The 19051-nt window shown below is 41.8% G+C and carries 20 protein-coding genes; 13 read left to right on the forward strand and 7 right to left on the reverse strand.

Going from position 1 to position 19051, the window contains the following annotated elements; genetic code table 11:
* Positions 1-7: 7 nt before the first annotated feature.
* From HG263_RS16275 to HG263_RS16285, 3 genes are all read right to left on the reverse strand, one after another.
* Positions 8-1024 (reverse strand): aspartate carbamoyltransferase, encoded by a 1017-nt coding sequence (locus HG263_RS16275; protein WP_171627145.1) that lies wholly within the window; start codon positions 1022-1024, stop codon positions 8-10.
* Between the two features lie 109 nt (positions 1025-1133).
* Complete coding sequence (locus tag HG263_RS16280; protein ID WP_171627146.1) at positions 1134-1568, reverse strand: CopD family protein; 435 nt, start codon at positions 1566-1568, stop codon at positions 1134-1136.
* A 10-nt stretch (positions 1569-1578) separates the two neighbouring features.
* Complete coding sequence (locus HG263_RS16285; protein ID WP_171627147.1) at positions 1579-3261, reverse strand: chloride channel protein; 1683 nt, start codon at positions 3259-3261, stop codon at positions 1579-1581.
* Between the two features lie 188 nt (positions 3262-3449).
* Here HG263_RS16285 and erpA point away from each other — a divergent pair, with 188 nt between their 5' ends.
* Together erpA and HG263_RS16295 are read left to right on the forward strand one after the other, a co-directional pair.
* Complete coding sequence (erpA, locus tag HG263_RS16290; protein WP_171627148.1) at positions 3450-3788, forward strand: iron-sulfur cluster insertion protein ErpA; 339 nt, start codon at positions 3450-3452, stop codon at positions 3786-3788.
* Between the two features lie 543 nt (positions 3789-4331).
* Positions 4332-4574: a helix-turn-helix domain-containing protein gene (locus HG263_RS16295; protein WP_070983810.1), complete on the forward strand. Its 243-nt coding sequence runs from the start codon at positions 4332-4334 to the stop codon at positions 4572-4574.
* Positions 4575-4672: 98 nt separating this feature from the next.
* Here HG263_RS16295 and HG263_RS16300 read toward each other — a convergent pair whose 3' ends face one another.
* Genes HG263_RS16300 through HG263_RS16315 form a run of 4 tightly spaced genes read right to left on the reverse strand, consistent with a single transcriptional unit; the run spans position 4673 to position 8403 of the window.
* Positions 4673-6064 carry an AmpG family muropeptide MFS transporter gene (locus HG263_RS16300; protein ID WP_171627149.1) on the reverse strand — a complete coding sequence of 464 codons (1392 nt, stop codon included), beginning with the start codon at positions 6062-6064 and terminating at the stop codon, positions 4673-4675.
* Positions 6065-6079: 15 nt separating this feature from the next.
* A complete protein-coding gene (locus HG263_RS16305) occupies positions 6080-6703 on the reverse strand; it encodes a peptidylprolyl isomerase (RefSeq protein WP_171627150.1) in 624 nt (207 codons plus the stop codon).
* The gene (locus HG263_RS16310) at positions 6703-7254 is read right to left on the reverse strand and encodes a YajG family lipoprotein (RefSeq protein WP_171627151.1); all 552 of its coding nucleotides are present in this window, start codon (positions 7252-7254) and stop codon (positions 6703-6705) included. The genes HG263_RS16305 and HG263_RS16310 overlap by 1 nt, the downstream gene beginning before the upstream one ends.
* A 3-nt stretch (positions 7255-7257) precedes the next feature.
* Positions 7258-8403, reverse strand: coding sequence for a methyltransferase (locus HG263_RS16315; protein WP_171627204.1), 1146 nt, complete (start codon positions 8401-8403; stop codon positions 7258-7260).
* 38 nt (positions 8404-8441) lie between these two features.
* On the opposite strand from HG263_RS16315, the gene HG263_RS16320 reads away from it, so the two are divergent.
* The 11 genes from HG263_RS16320 (at position 8442) to nqrM (ending at position 18627) form a co-directional block, all read left to right on the forward strand.
* Positions 8442-9062 (forward strand): alpha-ketoglutarate-dependent dioxygenase AlkB family protein, encoded by a 621-nt coding sequence (locus HG263_RS16320; RefSeq protein ID WP_171627152.1) that lies wholly within the window; start codon positions 8442-8444, stop codon positions 9060-9062.
* Positions 9063-9083: 21 nt separating this feature from the next.
* The gene (locus HG263_RS16325) at positions 9084-9398 is read left to right on the forward strand and encodes a BolA family protein (RefSeq protein WP_171627153.1); all 315 of its coding nucleotides are present in this window, start codon (positions 9084-9086) and stop codon (positions 9396-9398) included.
* A 70-nt stretch (positions 9399-9468) separates the two neighbouring features.
* Positions 9469-10659: an enoyl-ACP reductase FabV gene (gene fabV, locus HG263_RS16330; RefSeq protein ID WP_171627154.1), complete on the forward strand. Its 1191-nt coding sequence runs from the start codon at positions 9469-9471 to the stop codon at positions 10657-10659.
* A 692-nt stretch (positions 10660-11351) separates the two neighbouring features.
* Positions 11352-12695, forward strand: coding sequence for a Na(+)-translocating NADH-quinone reductase subunit A (locus HG263_RS16335; RefSeq protein ID WP_171627155.1), 1344 nt, complete (start codon positions 11352-11354; stop codon positions 12693-12695).
* Positions 12696-12698: 3 nt separating this feature from the next.
* Positions 12699-13898, forward strand: a complete 1200-nt coding sequence (locus HG263_RS16340) for an NADH:ubiquinone reductase (Na(+)-transporting) subunit B (RefSeq protein WP_171627156.1) — start codon at positions 12699-12701, stop codon at positions 13896-13898.
* Positions 13891-14637 (forward strand): Na(+)-translocating NADH-quinone reductase subunit C, encoded by a 747-nt coding sequence (locus tag HG263_RS16345; protein WP_171627157.1) that lies wholly within the window; start codon positions 13891-13893, stop codon positions 14635-14637. Before HG263_RS16340 ends, HG263_RS16345 begins: the two co-directional genes overlap by 8 nt.
* The gene (locus tag HG263_RS16350) at positions 14637-15269 is read left to right on the forward strand and encodes an NADH:ubiquinone reductase (Na(+)-transporting) subunit D (RefSeq protein ID WP_171627158.1); all 633 of its coding nucleotides are present in this window, start codon (positions 14637-14639) and stop codon (positions 15267-15269) included. The genes HG263_RS16345 and HG263_RS16350 overlap by 1 nt, the downstream gene beginning before the upstream one ends.
* Positions 15270-15279: 10 nt before the next feature.
* On the forward strand, positions 15280-15888 hold the full coding sequence (gene nqrE, locus HG263_RS16355) for an NADH:ubiquinone reductase (Na(+)-transporting) subunit E (protein ID WP_171627159.1): 609 nt from the start codon (positions 15280-15282) through the stop codon (positions 15886-15888).
* A gap of 18 nt (positions 15889-15906) precedes the next feature.
* Positions 15907-17133 (forward strand): NADH:ubiquinone reductase (Na(+)-transporting) subunit F, encoded by a 1227-nt coding sequence (gene nqrF / locus HG263_RS16360; RefSeq protein WP_171627160.1) that lies wholly within the window; start codon positions 15907-15909, stop codon positions 17131-17133.
* Between the two features lie 171 nt (positions 17134-17304).
* Positions 17305-18324: an FAD:protein FMN transferase gene (locus HG263_RS16365; protein ID WP_171627161.1), complete on the forward strand. Its 1020-nt coding sequence runs from the start codon at positions 17305-17307 to the stop codon at positions 18322-18324.
* Positions 18325-18414: 90 nt separating this feature from the next.
* Positions 18415-18627 (forward strand): (Na+)-NQR maturation NqrM, encoded by a 213-nt coding sequence (nqrM, locus tag HG263_RS16370; RefSeq protein WP_171627162.1) that lies wholly within the window; start codon positions 18415-18417, stop codon positions 18625-18627.
* Positions 18628-19051: the final 424 nt, after the last annotated feature.

The following is a 19051-nucleotide window of genomic DNA, read 5'->3' on the forward strand; positions in this document are numbered from 1 at the left end:
CTATCTGTTAACTGTTACGTTTTCGGCTAAACCAAGGCACGTCGGCTTCGTACTTTTCAACTTGGTTTTCGACCCCTAGGGTCAGAGCAAAGAGTGCCATACGGATAAGTACGCCATTTTGTACTTGGCGGAAAATAGCGAGGTTATCGTTGTTATTTAAGTCATTATCTAGCTCATTTGCATCACTGCGGCTATCACGAGGCAGTGGGTGCATTAAGATTGAGTTTGGTTTACAGTGTGCGTTATAAATTGCTTGACTGATCCTAAAACCACCACGGTATTTGTTGGCTTCTTCTTGAGATGGAAAACGTTCTTCTTGAATACGGGTCTGGTACACGATATCGGCTGCTAAGTTGCCTTCCATTTTTGAAACAAGTTCTATTTTGTGGCCTGCGTTGCTGACATTATCAAGAATATAATCAGGCATTTGTAAACCATCAGGCGCAACCATACTAAAACGTACATTTTTGTAGTGGCAAAGCAGTTTAGACAGTGAGTGTACCGTGCGGCCGTATTTTAAATCGCCAACAAGTGCGATATGCATGCCATCGATGCTACGCCCAAAACGACTTAATTCACGCTCAATAGTAAGTAGGTCAAGTAAAGCTTGAGTTGGGTGCTCATTAGGGCCATCCCCTCCATTGATAACAGGAACATCAGAACCGGTCGCAAATTCGCTAACCGAGCCTGCATCTGGGTGGCGCATCGCAACTGCATCTGCATAAGCTGAAATAACGCGGGCGGTATCATATAGCGATTCACCTTTAGCCAGCGCAGAGCTTTGCATACCAGTTGTTTCACGTACTAAACCGCCGAGTAGATTAAATGCGGTGCCAAAGCTAACTCGAGTACGAGTACTAGGTTCAAAAAACAGATTCGCTAAAATAGCACCTTCGAGCACGCGAGTGCGCTTGTGCTTTTTTGCATATGGCTCCATTTTTTTTGCTATAGCAAAGATATGTTCAATCGCTTCTCTGTCTAACTGATTGACAGAAAGAATGTTTTCACCTTGGAAACTTAACATTGGGCGGTTCCTAATCACAACTTAACAACGGGTCACAAACAGCTAGGCAACCCAACCGTGATAACGCGCACATAACATCGCGGTTATTTGGCGCGCTATCATAGCATAGTTATAGATTAGGTTTGAGTATTGCGAGCAGTACAATGACTAATAAAAGTATCACTGGAAACTCATTAAACACTCGATAAAAGCGATGGCTCTTTTTATTGCGGTCGTGTTTAAAATCATTGAGTAGTTTGAAGCAGTAAACATGGTAGCCATATAGGATGATTACGAGCACCAATTTGTAGTGCAACCACATGCTATGACGAAACCATTCTCTGCCATACTCATAAATAGTGAGCAGACCAAATAGCAGCGTAAACAATGCAAATGGAGTGACGAAGTAAAGTAAGCGTCTTTCCATAATCTTTAGCATTGCACTACAAGATTTTTCTTCAGTCATGGCGTGATAAACAAACAGGCGTGGAAGGTAAAAAATACCGGCAAACCAAGCTATCATAAAAAATATATGTAGGGCTTTGTATATCAAAAGTGCGCTCATTACATCTCCATTAAAGTAAGCTATTGCGGATCGTTAAAATATGGCGAATTTGGTCCCACCGTAATAGACCCATAATTTGTTTATCATCTTTTTGACTATAAACATATACCGCACCACTGCGCTTGTCTTTTAATATGTCAAATGCATCAGACAAGGTTGCTTGACTGCTTAGCCCTTGAAGTGGGATATAAGAAATTCCCACATTTTGGTCGCTCATTAAACTTAAATCATATTCAGCAAGTCGATAACCGTTTTCTTCATCATATACGATCAAAGGCGTTTGACTGTTCACCGCAGCGAGGGTTTCTTTTATTTGTTCTTTATCGTCAGAGTAGAGCAGCTTAAAGTTTTCATCCATTTCCTCCATAATGCCGACTTTTTGCAATGCTTCACTCGCTGGAGAAACTTGATAGGGGAGGCCTTGAAAGTCAAGTTGTTGCAAGAAGATCGAGCGATTGCCAAAAACCTGTAAGGCAGTGACATAGGCGGTTGATATAACAAGCATAGCTGGCACGATGATCTGCGGATTAGAGGTAAGCTCCATCACCGCGGTGAGTGCGGCTAGTGGCGCATGTAAAGTGGCAGCCAACAACCCTGCCATACCGAGAACACCGTAGGTGCCGCTGACATCCAGGCCTGGGGTGATAAATTGAGCGAAGAACGACATCAAGGTGCCCATGATAACGCCCAACCCAATCACTGGTCCGATTAACCCCCCTGGAATACCTAAACCAATAGCAAATAGGGTTGCGAGTAATTTAGCGATTAACACAGTTGTGAGTAATTGCATATTATCGGGAGAGTCAACGGCTAAACTTATGGCACTCATACCAGAGCCCATCGCTTCAGGGACCATATAACCAATGAACCCTGCAATAAGGCCTGCCAGCAACAAACGAGGGAACATGTTTACCGATTTAAAGGTTTTAATAATAAGCATGAGGTTTTGGTTAAAGCTAAAGGCAATGGCACCTAAAATCACGCCGCATAGGATCAAATATGGATAATGCCAAAAGTTTAAAGGTGTGATGCTAAACAGTGCTAACTCACTATCATTGCCGAATACAAATTGTGTTGCTAATGCACCAGTCACCGCGGCCAGCATAATGGGCACAAAAATATGTATTTTGTATTCCCTAAGCACTACTTCCATTACAAATATGACCGCTGCAAGCGGTGTATTAAATGATGCTGCAATACCCGCTGCGACTCCGCACCCAGCTAAAGTTCTAGCAGAGTTTAGGGGTAAGTGAAGACGCTCTGCCAAAATACTTGCCCCAGTTGCCCCCATATGTACAGAAGGGCCTTCTCGACCAACCGAAAAGCCACAGATCAGTGCCATTGCACCGCCAAAAAACTGGTTAGCACTGTTCCATATTGGCATTTTTCCGTAATGGTGCTTGATGCGATGAATTACAAAGGGGATGCCTAAACGGTAGTGCTTAAAACCTGTTAGGTCAGCAAAAACTGCAATTAGCAAGGCGCCGAGAACGGGTAAAACCACCCGCTGATACTCAGCAAGTGTTGAAAAATCATCCTGGGTTTGCAAAAACAGTGCTTGCACCTGCGTGATGGTCAGTCGGAAAAGGATAATCAAAACAGCGGCCAATAGCCCTGCAATTACGCCAAGCAAGCATAATTGAACAGAAGTTTTGGGCTTGGCTAGGCGACGCCTTAGAGTATCCAGCGACATGTTTGAATTCCGAGTCATAATAAGGACTTAAGTTTATCAAAAAAATGTCATAGCGTCCTTGATAAGTGAATATTTAATTCGCTATTTTTGTGCGAAGTAACCTTTTGAGGAGTCTAATAACTATACTTGATTAAAACACTCGGGTATTAGATAATTGCCACATAAAATGTACAAGGGTTGAAGTGAAAATGTCTGAACAGTTACCTATCCAATTTAGCGATGCAGCTGCAAATCGAGTTAAAGAGCTTATCGAAGAGGAAGAAAATCCGAATCTTAAGTTGCGTGTTTATGTAACTGGGGGGGGCTGCTCGGGTTTCCAGTATGGTTTCACATTTGATGAAAAGGCCAACCCGGGAGACCTAGAGATTGAAAAAAATGGTGTAATCATGGTTGTTGACCCGATGAGTATTCAGTATCTCATTGATGGTACGGTTGATTACACAGAAGGCTTGGAAGGGGCACGATTCTTTGTCGATAACCCTAATGCAACAACAACATGTGGTTGCGGTGCCAGCTTCAGTGTATAGCTCTTTTTAGAGAAAAAGCCGCTTGTTTATAGTGGCTTTTTTTATGTCTGATGTGTAACTTGGATCATTAGTACAAAGAAGCCTAGTACAAAGGTACTAAATGCTAAAATATATAAAAATCCTTTCTTTCCCTTCTTTATTGGCACACCATTAGTGCGTAAAAAGCAATACCATGCAAAACACAGCAAAATTGGTAATAAAAACAGCAATCGGATCATATATATTCAGCCTACATTTTGGTTAATTTGTTAATATTAGGTCTAAGTTTATATTTTTTAAAGAAAAATATTTTATTATTAAAAGTGGTACATTTTATAAAATTTTTGTTAAAGTTAAGGGGCTTTACTACTTCGGTAGAAAGTTAAAATAGTTTAAGTTTTAATTAGGTGTTAAAAGAATTATAGTCTATACCTAATTTGGTACATAGGGACAAACTAGGCTGTTCGCCGATGTTCCTATGGTATACATTACAGTAGTTCAAATGAGACGGGCATATTTCATTTGAATTTTTTTATGAATATCATCTAGTAGGAGATGTTTAATATGATGGGAAAAACGGTTTCTTCTGAAGAAAACGGCAAGCTAACTAAGTGGCTAAAATCTAAGCGTCATGAGAAAGGCCATACAATGCGTAGTCTCGCACAGGTCTTGGGTACTCCGCATTCTTTCATCGGAAAAATTGAGAACCAAGAGCGTCGTTTAGACGTGATAGAGTTTTTACGCTATTGTGAAGCACTTGAAGTTGACCCATATGAGGGGCTTCACCTGCTAAAAGACGAGCAGTAAGTATTGCTTGAGTAATAAGGTGCAAGGATTTGCACCTCGATCCTTCCTCCATTTCAGAACTCTTTTTGCAAAGCTAATATTACTGTAAATCGCCTGACTTATTTTGTTGTTGCTTCTCTACCATGGTATGCGTTTTCGATTGCGTACAGCTTATGCCTAATTAAATATAGGAAAGCTAAAGACGGGGTAACCATGACGGCTGTTAAGGCAAAAAATAGCGCCCAGTTTCCAGCAAACCAATCATCTATTACAACACCGCTATAGCTAGAGAGTACAGTACGTCCTAAGCTGCTTAAAGACGCCAATAAGGCATAGTGTGTGGCACTAAATGCTCTATCACATAACATGGAAATAAACGCGACCATAGCGACTAACGACCAAGCTTGTGTAAAGCCATCAACAACAATTGCCAATGCATATAAATGCTCTTTGGGCCCAGCAATGGCTATCCACGAGAACATTAAGTTCGACGCTGCCATCGCAATACCGCTAATGAATAGCCCTTTAACGATACCGTATCGATGGTTGAATATACTGCCTAAAAAGGCAAATATAATCGTAATAACGCCGGTGCCTAATTTTGAGTACTGTGCGATTTGACTGTTGCTAAAGCCAACTTCTTTGTAAAACACAATCGACATTCTTGCCAAGAATGACTCACCAATTTTGAATAAAAATACAAAGGCCAATAGTGCTAACGCTGTTTTAACGCCATTTTTTCTAAAAAAGCTTCTAAACGGCTCGACTAAAGTAACAGCGAGCCAAGCGCTTAAGCGGCTAATGGTGCCAGGAGCCAATTTGGCGAGCTTGTTTTGATAATCTTGTTCAAGTTGTGCTTGTACGACTTCGCGAATTGACTCCGGTTCTTTTGCAAACAAAGTCACTAACAGCAGCATCAGCATGATACCAGCGAGAATGATGTAGATATAAGGCCAATCGAAGTTTGGTAAGTCAGCTAAAAAAAATGGCATAGCGCCTAGTAGGGCATAGCCTGTCCACCAACCTGAAGTTGCCATGGCTGCGGCTGCGGTTGCTTTTTCACTTTCGTCTTCTGGCAGTGAATCAATTCGAAATGCATCAATAGCAATGTCATGTGTCGCAGATGCAAGCGCGATAACAAAGCATAGGAGGGCGGCTAAAAACAGCTGTTCTTTGAGCACGATGGTTGACATCGCAAGCGCGGCACCTGCGGTGATCACTTGACACAATGCTATCCAACTACGCCTTTGACCAAGGAGTTTGCCTAAGACAGGTAGCTTAATGCGATCTAGTAATGGCGACCATAAAAAATTCACCGTATAGGCCGCAAAGACAATACCAAATAGGCCTATCATACTGCGACTAAGCCCCTCGTCTTTTAGCCAAGCAGACATGACAGAGCCAATCAGTACCCATGGGAAGCCACTGCTGATCCCCAACATAAAAATAGTCACTAGACGTTTGTCGGTATAGTAACTCAAATATTCACGCAAACTTGCTTTGAGGATCATGTGTTTCCTTGTTGACTAGAGAGGCTGTGCGTCGAGTACGCTTACATCAAAAATAACAACAGGTGTCTTAGGTATAAATGTATAGCCAAGCTTACTGTTGTAACCTGTTTCAACCTGCATGATTTTATCTAAAGTTTCATACCCCTCGACAACATTGCCAAAAACGGCAAAGCCCCAATCTCGACCTGGATTTAAATGGTCGTTGTCGTTCATATTAAAGAAGAATTGACGGGTACCTGAATGCGGTTTGTTGTCTTGATAAGCCATCGCGACTGAATACATATCATTTTTTAGGCCATTACCACTTTCATTAAAAATGGGCGCGCGTTCAAACATCCCATCGTATTCTTTATCATAGCCACCTCCTTGAATAACAAAGTCAGTTTCGTTGGCTTCATCGCGCTCCACTCTATGAAATACGGAACCTTTGTAATCGCCATTGATAACGTAAGTCAAAAAGTTATTCACGGTAATTGGCGCACGAGACCTGTCTAGTTCAATGATGATATCGCCTAGACTCGTAACCATCTTTACTCGTGGAAAGAGGTTATCTTTTTGGACAAACCGTCCTTCTTTATTAGCTGCGAAACTAGAAATAGAAAACAATAAACATGATAAAAAAATGATGATATTTTTCATTATGATCCCTGTAAAAATTGAATGAGTTCTTTATCAGACACAATGCGAGTGATGAGCAGTTCAGTCAAGTTATTGAGTTGGCCCTCGACTTTAGCTTGATCATGTTGCAGTGGACCACTAAGCTGCGCTTTGGCATGATAACTTTTTTCAAAGCGTTTTGAGCCTTTTGCCACTTCGATACTGAATTTGGCTTGTGCATGGCTTTGGTGTTCAGTCAATGACTCTGTGATTTTGGCAGCAAACTCATTGATGTGCAGAATAAATTGATTACTTGTTATTGCAGTAAGTTGAACACCGTTGGTTTGCAAAGCTTGGCGAAGCGTATCGCCAACAATATTAGGTAACGAGGCATCAGGCAAATACAGTGCAGGCTCTTGCTTTAACACGCGAATGGTAAAGTTACTTGTACGGTTATCTTCTACCGAAACGTGTAGTGGTATGTTAAGACGCGTTATTTGACCTGCAGAGTAGTTTGGGCTGAGGATCACAGATTTAGGTGCACTGGCGCAGCCTGTTAAAAAAACAGCGAAAACAGCAGTGAGTAATTTCATTGTTTAACCTCTACGTATCGTACTAAGTACAGTGAATTTTTTATTATTCCCTATCACCTTACAGTTGCCAAATAAGCGGTTAAGCTTCTCTTGATAATCAAGATGACGATTGCCGATGATTCTTAATTCACCGCCTTTTTTAAGCACTTGTTTAGCCTGTACAAACATTTGCCATGCAATATGGTCGGTGATTGCTTGGGCTTGGTGAAACGGAGGGTTACATAACACTAAGTCAGCTGAACCTGGAGTGAAGTCACTAAGACAATCGTTTTGCATAAAGCGGCAGCGCTCTAACGCATCTGGTAAATTATCTAAAACGTTAGCTTTCGCACTGGCAACGGCCATCGCTGACTCATCAACAAAAGTGAGTTCAGCATGGGGCATTTTGCAAAGAGTCATTAATCCTATAACACCGTTACCACAGCCTAAATCAATTACTTTTAACGGCTTTTTACCTTGTGGTAGGTAGTTCATGAAAAAACGAGCGCCAATGTCTAATGAATCGCGAGAGAATACATTGGCATGATTGGTGAGCGTAAAGTCAGTTTTTTCCAGTGGCCAAGATACGGGAAATTTACTGATGACGGGTTTAGCCGTTGTCTCGCTAAAAATGAGCCGTGCTTTTTTGACTGCTAAACTCGTGGTTGGCTCACTTAAAAAATGACTAAAGCTTTTCAGCGTCGAGGTGTGGATCTCTTTTGCTTTACCACCGGCAACAACTTTAATGCTACTAGGTAAACGGCTTAGTAGGGCCAGTTGGTAAGCTAAAAACCCTGCATTTTTTGGTACCTTTATAATGACTAAGTCAACATCATGAGGATATTCACTTAAGCTGTCTAAATAACTTACTGTATTTTGTTCAAGTTGATTTTCTTCAAGGTTATACTTACAAGCTTGCTGGCTAACAAAGGAGTCATTAACGTTGATGATATGCCTTTGGTTACCCCCAATTGCTTTTAGCGCACAGGTTAGCGCGCCAAAACTGTCATTGAGTACCAAAATGCGTAAAGCTTGGTTATGATGTTCTTGAACGTAATCGATGAGATATTCGTCGGCCGCATCCCAAGCTTGCAGACTGCGGTTTTTTTGTTCTAAAGGAAAACGGTGTAAGGTTAGGGCATGGCCACCTAATAACGCATCAGTTGTCATAATATTGTGTAACATGTAGTGAATAGGTCAATAGTATCATGACATCGAGCCAGTCTGAACAGCTCCTGCCTCCGGGTTTTGATTATTATCCCAAGGTAATGAGTTTATCTAAAAGTATTTTGTTGTATGACTATTTGTGTCGCCAGCTAAATTGGCAGCAACCTAGCATTCAAGTTTATGGCAAGCACCATCTAATTCCTCGTATGCAGTGCTTTATTGCTGATCGCGATGTGTCGTATAGTTATTCAAAACAAATGTTAGATAACACACCTTGGCCAGAGCCTTTATTGGCCATGCGCCAGCGTTTGCGGCAAACCTACGGATACCAATTTAATGCCTTACTCGCAAATTGGTATCGCAATGGTCAAGATAAAATGGGCTGGCATAGTGATGATGAAGCAGAGCTTGGCACCGAGCCATGCATTGTATCAATTTCTCTTGGTGCTACTCGTAAATTTAAAATCAAACATAAAGCTACTCAGCAGCAGTATGAAATTATGCTCCAAAGTGGTAGTTGCCTAATAATGCATGGGGATAGTCAGCGCGATTACCAACACTCACTTCCAGTACAAGCTAAAGTCAGCAGTGGACGAATTAATTTAACCTTTAGAACAGTTGGTCAACAAAGCACAAAAGCGTATAGTAGCGCTCATAAATGAAATTTAAATGAAGAGGTTAGCATGTCGATGCAAGCGCTCATCCATGAAAAAATAGCAACGGCCATTAGCTGCAAACACCTTAATGTTGTTAATGAAAGTCATATGCACTCGCGCGGTGAAGACTCTCACTTTAAAGTAGTAGTTGTCAGTGAAGAGTTTGCCGGCAAGCGCTTATTGCAACGCCACCGTAAAATTAATGAGATATTAAAAGATGAGTTGGCTAAGCATATTCATGCTTTGTCTATTCATGCTTATACGCCTGATGAATACAGTGATAGGGAAGGGCAAACCCCTGATTCGCCGACTTGTTTAGGCGGCTCTAAATTTGATAACTAGCTGATCAGACCTGTATTTGTCTGATCAACCATTAAACTATGACAGTTTTTGAAAAATTATAGGATTGATTATGGTCGTTAAACCGAAAATTCGTGGTTTTATTTGTACCAACGCACACCCTCAAGGCTGTGCAGCGCACGTGCAAGAGCAAATCGCTTATGTTAAAGCACAAGGCCCAATAGCCAATGGCCCTAAAAATGTACTGGTTATTGGTGCATCTACAGGGTATGGCTTAGCTTCGCGTATCACTGCCGCTTTTGGCGCAGGCGCGAAGACGTTAGGCATCTTTTTTGAAAAAGAAGGCTCTGAACGTAAGACCGCTTCGGCAGGTTGGTATAATACTGCGGCTTTCCAGCAAGCGGCTGATGAAGCAGGTTTATGGTCAAAAAATATTAATGGTGATGCGTTTTCAGATGAAATAAAAGCCAAAACCGTTGAAACCATAAAAGCTGAAATGGGTAAAGTCGATCTTGTTATTTACAGCTTGGCTTCACCTCGTCGTACAGACCCTAAAACCGGGGAAGTATATTCTTCAACGTTGAAGCCAATCGGCAGCAAAGTCACCACTAAAAACTTAAACACTTCAAAGCGTGAAATTGATGAAGTGACGGTAGAAGCAGCAAACGAAGATGAAATTGCGAACACTGTAAAAGTGATGGGTGGCGAAGACTGGGAGCTTTGGATTGACGCGCTAAAACAAGCTGACGTACTTGCTGATAATTTCAAGACAAGTGCTTATACCTATATTGGTAAAGAGCTTACTTGGCCAATTTATGGTCATGCAACGATTGGTAAAGCAAAGGAAGACTTAGACCGTGCAACGGTTGCGATTAAAGAGTCTACAGCGGCAATAAATGGTGAAGCTTATGTTTCTTCACTGAACGCAGTTGTGACGCAAGCGAGTTCTGCGATTCCTATTATGCCTTTATATATTTCTGCGCTATTCAAAGTGATGAAGGCTGATGGTACCTATGAGGGCACCATTGAGCAGATTGATGCTTTGTTCCGTGAAAACTTATATGGTGAAACGCCACGTTTTGATGATGGTGGTCACTTATTCCAAAACTACAAAGAGCTTGAAGACGACGTACAATCACGTGTTCAAAACATTTGGGATACAGTTAAAACAGACACCATTGATGAGCTGACTGATTATATCGGTTATCACAATGAGTTCTTGCGCCTATTTGGTTTTGGTATTGATGAAATCGACTATGAGCAAGACGTTAATCCTGATGTGGCGATTAACAACCTAATCTAATTAAAAATAAGTACAAGATAGTATTTAGATAAAACGGCTAATATCAGTATGACTTCTAATACTTGATTAGCCGTTTTTTATTGCTCAATTTTGCTCAAAAGTTTGTTTTTGGCATCGAGTAATAGCTGATGGTATTGACAGTTTAAAGTATCAAATTGGTGTTTACGCATATTGCAATCAAAGCGAGGGCGATTTCTTTGGTAGAAAATGCATGTGGGAAAAGCAACAGCTTATTATTCGTTAGGTATTAGTATTGTTTAATGTGTTTATATTTTTCACTGGAGATTATTTGTAAGAGGCGTCACTAAGAGTAGCCAGTAACTGGCTAATGTTTCTAAAACACAGTCCCTTAATCTTCAAATGTGCGCTTTTTAGACTACCAACCGCGTATCGGCAATTCTAATCGCAGCGAATTATTTACTCTCGGGATATCACACTTTCTATTGTGCTACTTTAGTCTATACTGCTCTCATTGCTCGCTACAAAGCCGATGAAAGGCATATAAATTTTGTATTTCCACTCGCATAGTCTGGGTGATTAATGTTAAAATCACAGAAATATGTGAGAACACAACTGCGATGCTTGTGCGTTATTCGTTCAGGTGGCTCTTTGATACCGAAAAATATGAGGCATAGGCGTCGTGGTGATTAAAGATTTTTCAATTTCTTTCCGTTAATGTAATGCAAGTGCGTATGATCAACATAAAAAAAGGTCTGGACTTACCCATAGAGGGCGCGCCTCAGCAAGTGATTCATGATGGTTCTACCGTCAAACGAGTTGCTGTGCTCGGCGAAGAGTTTATTGGTATGCGTCCAACCATGCATATTCGTGTGGATGACCAAGTCAAAAAAGGCCAAATTCTTTTTGAAGATAAAAAGAATCCTGGCGTCAAGTTTACTGCACCAGCTGCTGGTGTAGTTAAAGAAATCAACCGTGGTGCTAAGCGTGTACTGCAATCCGTTGTGATTGAAGTGCAAGGCAATGAGCAAATCACTTTTGACAAGTTTGCGGCTACAGAATTAAGTGGCCTAGAGCGTGACAAAGTGAAAGAAGTGCTTATTGAATCAGGTCAATGGCCTGCGCTACGAGCACGTCCTTTTAGCAAAGTAGCTGCAATTGATGCAACACCAAGTTCTATCTTCGTGACTGCAATCGATACTAACCCGTTAGCTGCGGATCCAGCTGTGATTATTGCTGAAAATGTGGAAGCATTTGAAGCAGGTCTTGCAGTTGTATCTCGTTTGACTGATGGCAAAGTGTTCGTTTGTAAGCAAGCTGGTAGTAAGGTGCCAAGTTCATCACTTTCACAAGTTGAAGTGCATGAGTTTGCAGGTGTTCATCCAGCAGGCTTAGTGGGTACTCATATTCACCACTTGGACCCTGTATCTGCGAGCAAGCAGGTATGGCATTTGGGATATCAAGACGTCATCGCGTTTGGTCAGTTATTTTTAACTGGCGAAATTAACGCTGAGCGTGTTGTATCACTAGCTGGTCCTCGTGTTAAGAACCCACGTTTAGTTAGAACTCAACTAGGTGCGTCGCTAACAGATTTAGTTGCAGGCGAGCTTGAAGACGGTGATAACCGAGTCATTTCTGGCTCTGTGTTAGCTGGTAAAACAGCAACCGGCCCTCACGCTTTCCTTGGTCGCTACCATGTTCAAGTATCAGTGCTACTTGAAGGTCGCGAAAAAGAACTATTTGGTTGGATTGCGCCAGGTAGTGACAAGTTCTCAGTAACACGTACATTTATTTCACACTTAGCACCAAGTCGCTTGTTCAAAATGACAACGTCGACGGGTGGTTCTAAGCGTGCGATGGTACCAATCGGTAATTATGAGCGTGTTATGCCACTCGATATCTTACCAACTCCATTATTACGTGACTTAATTTCACGTGATTTGGATAGTGCGATTGCGTTGGGCGCATTAGAGCTAGATGAAGAAGATTTAGCGCTATGTACCTTCGTATGTCCTGGCAAGTATGAGTACGGTTCAATCCTGCGCGATTGCCTGACTACTATCGAGAAGGAAGGTTAAAAAATGGCCTTAAAGAAATTTTTAGAAGACATTGAACCTCACTTTGAACCAGGTGGTAAACACGAAAAGTGGTATGCGCTGTATGAAGCAGTAGCTACTATTTTTTATACGCCTGGTTATGTAAACAAAGGGGCAACTCACGTACGTGATAACATCGACCTAAAACGTATTATGATTTTAGTGTGGATGGCAACTTTCCCTGCTATGTTCTTTGGTATGTTTAACATTGGTCATCAGGCTGCAATTGCACTTGGTAACGGTTTTGAACTTGCTAACACGTGGCAAGTAGCGATTTTCCAAGCACTGGGTGGTGAGCTAACCGCGCAAGCTGGTTGGGGCGCTAAGATGTTCTACGGTGCATGTTTCTACTTACCTATCTATGCAACCGTGTTTGCTGTGGGTGGTTTTTGGGAAGTATTATTCGCATCAATCCGTAAGCACGAAGTGAACGAAGGTTTCTTCGTAACATCAGTACTATTTTCTTTGATTCTTCCTGCAACCATTCCTCTTTGGCAAGCTGCTCTAGGTATTACCTTCGGTGTTGTAATTGCTAAAGAAGTATTTGGCGGTACAGGTCGTAACTTCTTAAACCCTGCACTTGCTGGTCGTGCATTCTTGTTCTTTGCATATCCGGCAAACATTTCAGGTGACACAGTTTGGACTGCAGTAGACTCGTTCTCTGGTGCAACTTACCTAGGTCAAGCTGCGCAAGGTGCTTTAGATTTCAATAACATGGTTCTTTGGTGGGATGCGTTTTATGGCTTCATTCAAGGTTCTATGGGTGAAACGTCAACGCTTGCACTGATGTTAGGTGGTTTCTTCTTAATGTATGTGCGTATTGCTTCATGGCGCATCGTACTAGGTGTATTCCTAGGTATGGTTGCTATGGCAAGCTTATTCAATGCATTAGGTTCAGATACTAACTCTGCATTTGCTATGCCTTGGTACTGGCACTTAGTGGTAGGTGGTTTTGCATTTGGTATGTTCTTTATGGCGACTGACCCAGTTTCTGCGTCTTTCACTAATAAAGGTAAGTTTGCATACGGTGCACTAATTGGTGTGATGGTGGTATTAATCCGCGTGGTTAACCCTGCATACCCAGAAGGCATGATGTTAGCAATTCTTTTCGCTAACCTATTTGCTCCGCTATTCGACCACTTTGTTGTGCAGTCTAATGTTAAGAGGAGATTAGCACGTGTCTAGTAACAATGAATCTATAGGCAAAACGTTAGGCGTTGTTGTTGGCCTGTGTTTAGTATGTGCGATAGTCGTATCTGTTGCATCAGTACAGTTACGTCCTCTACAACAAGCCAACAAAATTCAAGACGTTCAACGTAACATCTTAGCCGCTGCTGGTTTTAAAGATGTTGAAAATGTTGAAGCGACGTTTAACGCAAATATTGAATCGCGTGTTATTGATATGAAAACCGGTGAATATGTAGATGTTGACCCACTTTCATTTGATTTCGAAAGCACAAAATATGATGCTGCGCGCAGCTTTGCTATCCCTAAAGAAGACGACCTTGCCGGTGTGCAACGTATGACTAACAACTCACCCGTTTATCTTGCAAAAGATGAAAGTGGTCAGGTGTCTACGGTTATTTTACCTATTCAAGGTTACGGCCTTTGGGGTGTTATGTTTGGCTTCCTAGCAATGGATGATGATGGTCAAACAATCAAAGCAATTCAGTTCTACAAGCACAATGAAACTGCGGGTCTAGGTGGTGAAATCCAAAACCCTAAGTGGACTGCGACGTGGGAAGGCAAACAACTTCCTATCGATATCGTTAAAGGTACTGCTGGTAGCAATGAGCACAAAATAGATGGCTTATCTGGTGCTACATTGACCTCAAACGGTGTAGATAACACGATTGACTTTTGGACAAGCAACAAAGGCTTTGGTCCATTCCTTGCGAAAGTACGTAAAGGAGCATTGAACTAATGGCTAATACTAAAGAAATGAAAGAAGTCTTGTTTGGCCCTGTCTTTGCTAACAACCCGATTGCCCTTCAGGTACTTGGTATTTGTTCTGCACTGGCGGTAACATCAAGCCTTAAGAACGCATTGATCATGTCAATCGCATTGACATTGGTAACGGCGTTCTCAAGCTTATTCATCTCTATGATCCGTAACCATATTCCATCAAGTGTGCGTATCATTGTTCAGATGACTATCATTGCATCATTGGTAATTGTGGTAGATCAAGTCTTGCAAGCGGTTGTTTACTCAACAGCAAAAGAGCTATCTACCTTTATCGGTTTGATCATTACTAACTGTATCGTAATGGGTCGTGCAGAAGCATACGCGATGAAGTCACCGCCAACTATGTCATTCCTAGATGGTATTGGTAATGGTTTAGGCTATTCAGTTGTACTTCTAACGATTGGTTTTGTTCGTGAACTATTTGGTTCAGGTACACTGTTTGGTGTTGAAATCTTACCGCTTGTTTCTGATGGTGGTTGGTACCGTCCAATGGGCCTATTAATTATGCCATTTAGCTCGTTCTTCTTGGTGGGTATCTTTATTTGGATACTTCGCACATACAAGAAAGAACAAGTAGAAGCGAAGGCATAAGGGGAGAGAGATGGAACATTATATTAGCTTATTCGTAAAAGCGGTTTTTATTGAAAACTTAGCTTTATCTTTCTTCTTAGGGATGTGTACATTCTTAGCAGTATCTAAGAAAGTAACCACGTCATTAGGCCTAGGTGTTGCTGTAATCTTTGTACTTGGTGTTGCTGTTCCAGTTAACAATTTAGTGTACTACGCAGTATTGGCACCAGGTGCGCTTGAGTGGTTAGGCTTTGCTGAGGCTGATTTGAGCTTCTTACGCTTTTTGACCTTTATCGGTGTAATTGCTGCGCTAGTACAGATCCTTGAGATGGCACTAGATAAGTTCTTCCCTGCACTTTACAACGCACTGGGCATCTTCTTACCACTTATCACTGTAAACTGTGCAATCTTTGGTGCGGTTTCATTCATGGTTGAGCGTAACCTTAACTTTGGTGAGTCAGTGGTATTTGGTATTGGTTCTGGTGTGGGTTGGGCATTGGCAATCGTTTTGCTTGCCGGTATCCGTGAGAAAATGAAATATGCAGACGTGCCAGATGGTTTACGTGGTCTAGGTATTACCTTTATCACAGTGGGCTTGATGGGCTTTGGCTTCATGTCATTCTCTGGTATTTCACTGTAAAGGTAGCGAGGAAAAATCATGCTTGAGGTATATTTAGGCGTAGGGATGTTCATTGCTATCGTTGTTATCTTAGTTTTAGTTATTATTGCGGCTAAATCTAAGTTGGTAGCAAGCGGTGACATCACAATTGGAATTAACGGTGATGCAGACAAGGCAATTACTACCTCTGCGGGTAGCAAGCTGCTAGGTGCATTGGCCGATGCAGGTATCTTCGTATCATCTGCATGTGGTGGCGGTGGCTCATGTGGCCAGTGTCGCGTACACATTAAAGAGGGTGGTGGTGACATTCTACCTACCGAACTTGACCACATCTCTAAAGGTGAAGCACGTGAAGGCTGTCGTCTAGCGTGTCAGGTTAACGTTAAAAACGATATGGAAATTGAACTTGAAGAGTCAATTTTCGGTGTTAAAAAGTGGGAATGTGAAGTTATCTCTAATGATAACAAGGCGACATTCATCAAGGAGCTTAAACTAGCTATTCCTGATGGTGAGTCTGTACCTTTCCGCGCAGGTGGTTATATTCAGATTGAAGCGCCACCGCACCACGTTAAATACGCAGACTATGATATTCCAGAAGAATATCGTCCAGATTGGGAGCGTTTTGGCTTCTTCAATCTTGAGTCTAAAGTGGATGACGAAACAATTCGTGCGTACTCAATGGCTAACTACCCTGAAGAGTTCGGCATTATCATGCTTAACGTACGTATTGCGACTCCACCGCCAAATAACTTGTCTCTGCCTTGTGGTAAAATGTCGTCGTACATTTGGTCACTTAAAAAAGGTGACAAAGTGACTATTTCAGGTCCATTTGGTGAGTTCTTCGCTAAAGATACTGATGCAGAAATGGTATTCGTTGGTGGTGGTGCAGGTATGGCACCGATGCGTTCGCACATCTTTGACCAACTTAAGCGTCTTAACTCTAAGCGTAAGATGTCTTTTTGGTATGGTGCGCGTTCTAAACGTGAAATGTTCTACGTTGAAGACTTCGACGGCCTAGCGGCTGAAAATGACAATTTCGTATGGCATACAGCGTTGTCAGATCCACAACCAGAAGATAACTGGGAAGGTTACACAGGTTTCATCCACAACGTACTTTATGAAAACTACTTGAAAGATCATGAAGCGCCAGAAGATTGTGAGTTCTACATGTGTGGTCCTCCAATGATGAACGCAGCTGTAATCAACATGCTAAAAGATTTAGGTGTAGAAGACGAAAACATCTTACTTGATGATTTCGGTGGCTAATGCGTTTTTAGTTATGATCCAAAACACAGTTTTGCGATAAAATATAAACCCCAAGGTTTTTGAAACCTTGGGGTTTTTTATTTTTTGGTTGGTTTTATTAAGCATGGTCAGGAAGTGCGGTTGTCATAAAATCAAACATGTACTTTTAGATAAAATTTTGAGGCAGGGATTATGAAACGTGTCGTTTTTCCATTGTTTATTGTTGTGCTTTTATTTGTAACTGGTTGTGAGCAAGCCAGTCTCGATCAGCCTCAGCCGTTGGTTATAAACGGTAAAACAATGGGAACTACTTATAACATTAAAATATACCCTCAAGAAGGGCAAGTGAATGCGGAGCAACTAAAAAGTCAAATTGATGAAACCCTCATTGCTGTAAACCAGTCAATGTCACCTTGGGTGAAAGACTCTGAGATAAATCGTTTTAACGCGCTCCCACATAACCAATTTATGCCTATCAGCGAAGATTTTAGACTCGTGGTTGCTGAGTCAATTAGGCTCGGAAAGTCAACCCAAACTCTAGATGTCACCATGGGACCATTGATTGATTTATGGGGGTTTGGCCCAGATAAGCGCCCAACTAATCGCCCCTCGCAAGCACAGTTAGATGATATGCGCAGCCGCATCGGTGTTGATAAGCTTATTCTCAATGAGCAGGGACTAGCAAAAACCATTGATGGTCTAGAAGTGTCATTTTCATCCACCGCGAAGGGCTATGGTATTGATAAAGTTGCGTCTTTGTTAGAGCAAATAGGTATCCACAACTATATGGTTGAAATAGGTGGAGAGCTGCGACTATCGGGTAGTAAACCAAATGATAAACCGTGGATCATCGCTATTGAGCAACCAGATGCACCCATGGGACAGCGTCAAGTTCACAAGGAGCTAAAACTCCATGACATCGGCATTGCGACATCGGGTGATTATCGTATTTTTTACGAAATGGATGGCGAAACGTTCACGCATTTAATTGATCCTGCGACCGGTATGCCTGTTAAACATGATTTGGTATCAGTAACTGTGTTGCATCCATCAGCGATGACCGCAGATGGTTTAGCAACAGCATTAACTGTAATGGGCACAGAGCGGGCGAAAGCATATGCAGAGCAACACAATTTGGCGGTTTATCTAATAAGCAAATCGCCTGATGGTCTAGCAACTTATGCAAGTGAAGCGTTTAAACCTTATTTGTGAGTAAGCAATAAGCGAGTTATAATAACGCTGTCTTAGACCGTCAATGCTCAGTTTTACTGAGACACTTTTTATTTTATAGGGGCCAGTACAATGTCACTGTTTTTACTTACCTTCGGTTTGCTCATTTTAATTGTTGCTGCAATGGCGGTAGGTGTTCTCGTACAAAAGAAATCAATGGCTAGTAGTTGTGGCGGTTTAGGTGCGGTCGGTGTAGAGAAAGCCTGTGACTGTGATGACCCATGTGATAGGCGCAAAAAGCGTTTAGCTAAAGAGCAAGCTTGGAAAGAAAATCAAATTTTATAGTTTATTCACACTTGAAAAATGCGAGCTACGGCTCGCATTTTTGTTTTAAAAGGATTTGTCTGCATTAGGTTTGGCACTTCATTCGTCATGGTCTGCCATAAACTAAAGGCTATTTGCTAGGGGCAAGTCTTATGATGCGCTTTGGCAGCAAACGTCCAATCCAACCATCGGTCAGTCTAGGCAATCACCTGAGTGTTATACTTCTCCAAATGGCGAATCGTTGCAGCTATTTCAAACTCGAGTTATAGCTTGGTGGTCTGGGCAATTGCACAATAATCGCAGTGCTAAGAATGTCGTCTTGACCTATGTGGGCGCAATCAAATAGCTTGTTGGTCATATTTTAAAGCTGGCGCTAAACAATACCCATGTTTTTTATGCGCTCGAGGTAGGGTATGGTAAATGTGTTACAACTCATGTTTATTAC

It is taken from the genome of Pseudoalteromonas caenipelagi, assembly GCF_013140855.1.
Lineage (GTDB): Bacteria > Pseudomonadota > Gammaproteobacteria > Enterobacterales > Alteromonadaceae > Pseudoalteromonas > Pseudoalteromonas caenipelagi.

Excerpts from the sequence above, each read along its gene's own strand:
- nqrF (WP_171627160.1), top strand. The coding sequence starts at position 15,907 with ATGCTTGAGGTATATTTAGGCGTAGGGATGTTCATTGCTATCGTTGTT.
- erpA (WP_171627148.1), top strand. The coding sequence starts at position 3,450 with ATGTCTGAACAGTTACCTATCCAATTTAGCGATGCAGCTGCAAATCGA.
- HG263_RS16295 (WP_070983810.1), top strand. The coding sequence starts at position 4,332 with ATGATGGGAAAAACGGTTTCTTCTGAAGAAAACGGCAAGCTAACTAAG.
- nqrE (WP_171627159.1), top strand. The coding sequence starts at position 15,280 with ATGGAACATTATATTAGCTTATTCGTAAAAGCGGTTTTTATTGAAAAC.
- HG263_RS16340 (WP_171627156.1), top strand. The coding sequence starts at position 12,699 with ATGGCCTTAAAGAAATTTTTAGAAGACATTGAACCTCACTTTGAACCA.
- HG263_RS16315 (WP_171627204.1), bottom strand. The coding sequence starts at position 8,403 with ATGACAACTGATGCGTTATTAGGTGGCCATGCCCTAACCTTACACCGT.
- HG263_RS16350 (WP_171627158.1), top strand. The coding sequence starts at position 14,637 with ATGGCTAATACTAAAGAAATGAAAGAAGTCTTGTTTGGCCCTGTCTTT.
- HG263_RS16285 (WP_171627147.1), bottom strand. The coding sequence starts at position 3,261 with ATGTCGCTGGATACTCTAAGGCGTCGCCTAGCCAAGCCCAAAACTTCT.
- HG263_RS16310 (WP_171627151.1), bottom strand. The coding sequence starts at position 7,254 with ATGAAATTACTCACTGCTGTTTTCGCTGTTTTTTTAACAGGCTGCGCC.
- HG263_RS16275 (WP_171627145.1), bottom strand. The coding sequence starts at position 1,024 with ATGTTAAGTTTCCAAGGTGAAAACATTCTTTCTGTCAATCAGTTAGAC.
- HG263_RS16365 (WP_171627161.1), top strand. The coding sequence starts at position 17,305 with ATGAAACGTGTCGTTTTTCCATTGTTTATTGTTGTGCTTTTATTTGTA.
- nqrM (WP_171627162.1), top strand. The coding sequence starts at position 18,415 with ATGTCACTGTTTTTACTTACCTTCGGTTTGCTCATTTTAATTGTTGCT.
- HG263_RS16335 (WP_171627155.1), top strand. The coding sequence starts at position 11,352 with ATGATCAACATAAAAAAAGGTCTGGACTTACCCATAGAGGGCGCGCCT.
- HG263_RS16280 (WP_171627146.1), bottom strand. The coding sequence starts at position 1,568 with ATGAGCGCACTTTTGATATACAAAGCCCTACATATATTTTTTATGATA.
- HG263_RS16320 (WP_171627152.1), top strand. The coding sequence starts at position 8,442 with ATGACATCGAGCCAGTCTGAACAGCTCCTGCCTCCGGGTTTTGATTAT.
- HG263_RS16325 (WP_171627153.1), top strand. The coding sequence starts at position 9,084 with ATGTCGATGCAAGCGCTCATCCATGAAAAAATAGCAACGGCCATTAGC.
- fabV (WP_171627154.1), top strand. The coding sequence starts at position 9,469 with ATGGTCGTTAAACCGAAAATTCGTGGTTTTATTTGTACCAACGCACAC.
- HG263_RS16300 (WP_171627149.1), bottom strand. The coding sequence starts at position 6,064 with ATGATCCTCAAAGCAAGTTTGCGTGAATATTTGAGTTACTATACCGAC.
- HG263_RS16305 (WP_171627150.1), bottom strand. The coding sequence starts at position 6,703 with ATGAAAAATATCATCATTTTTTTATCATGTTTATTGTTTTCTATTTCT.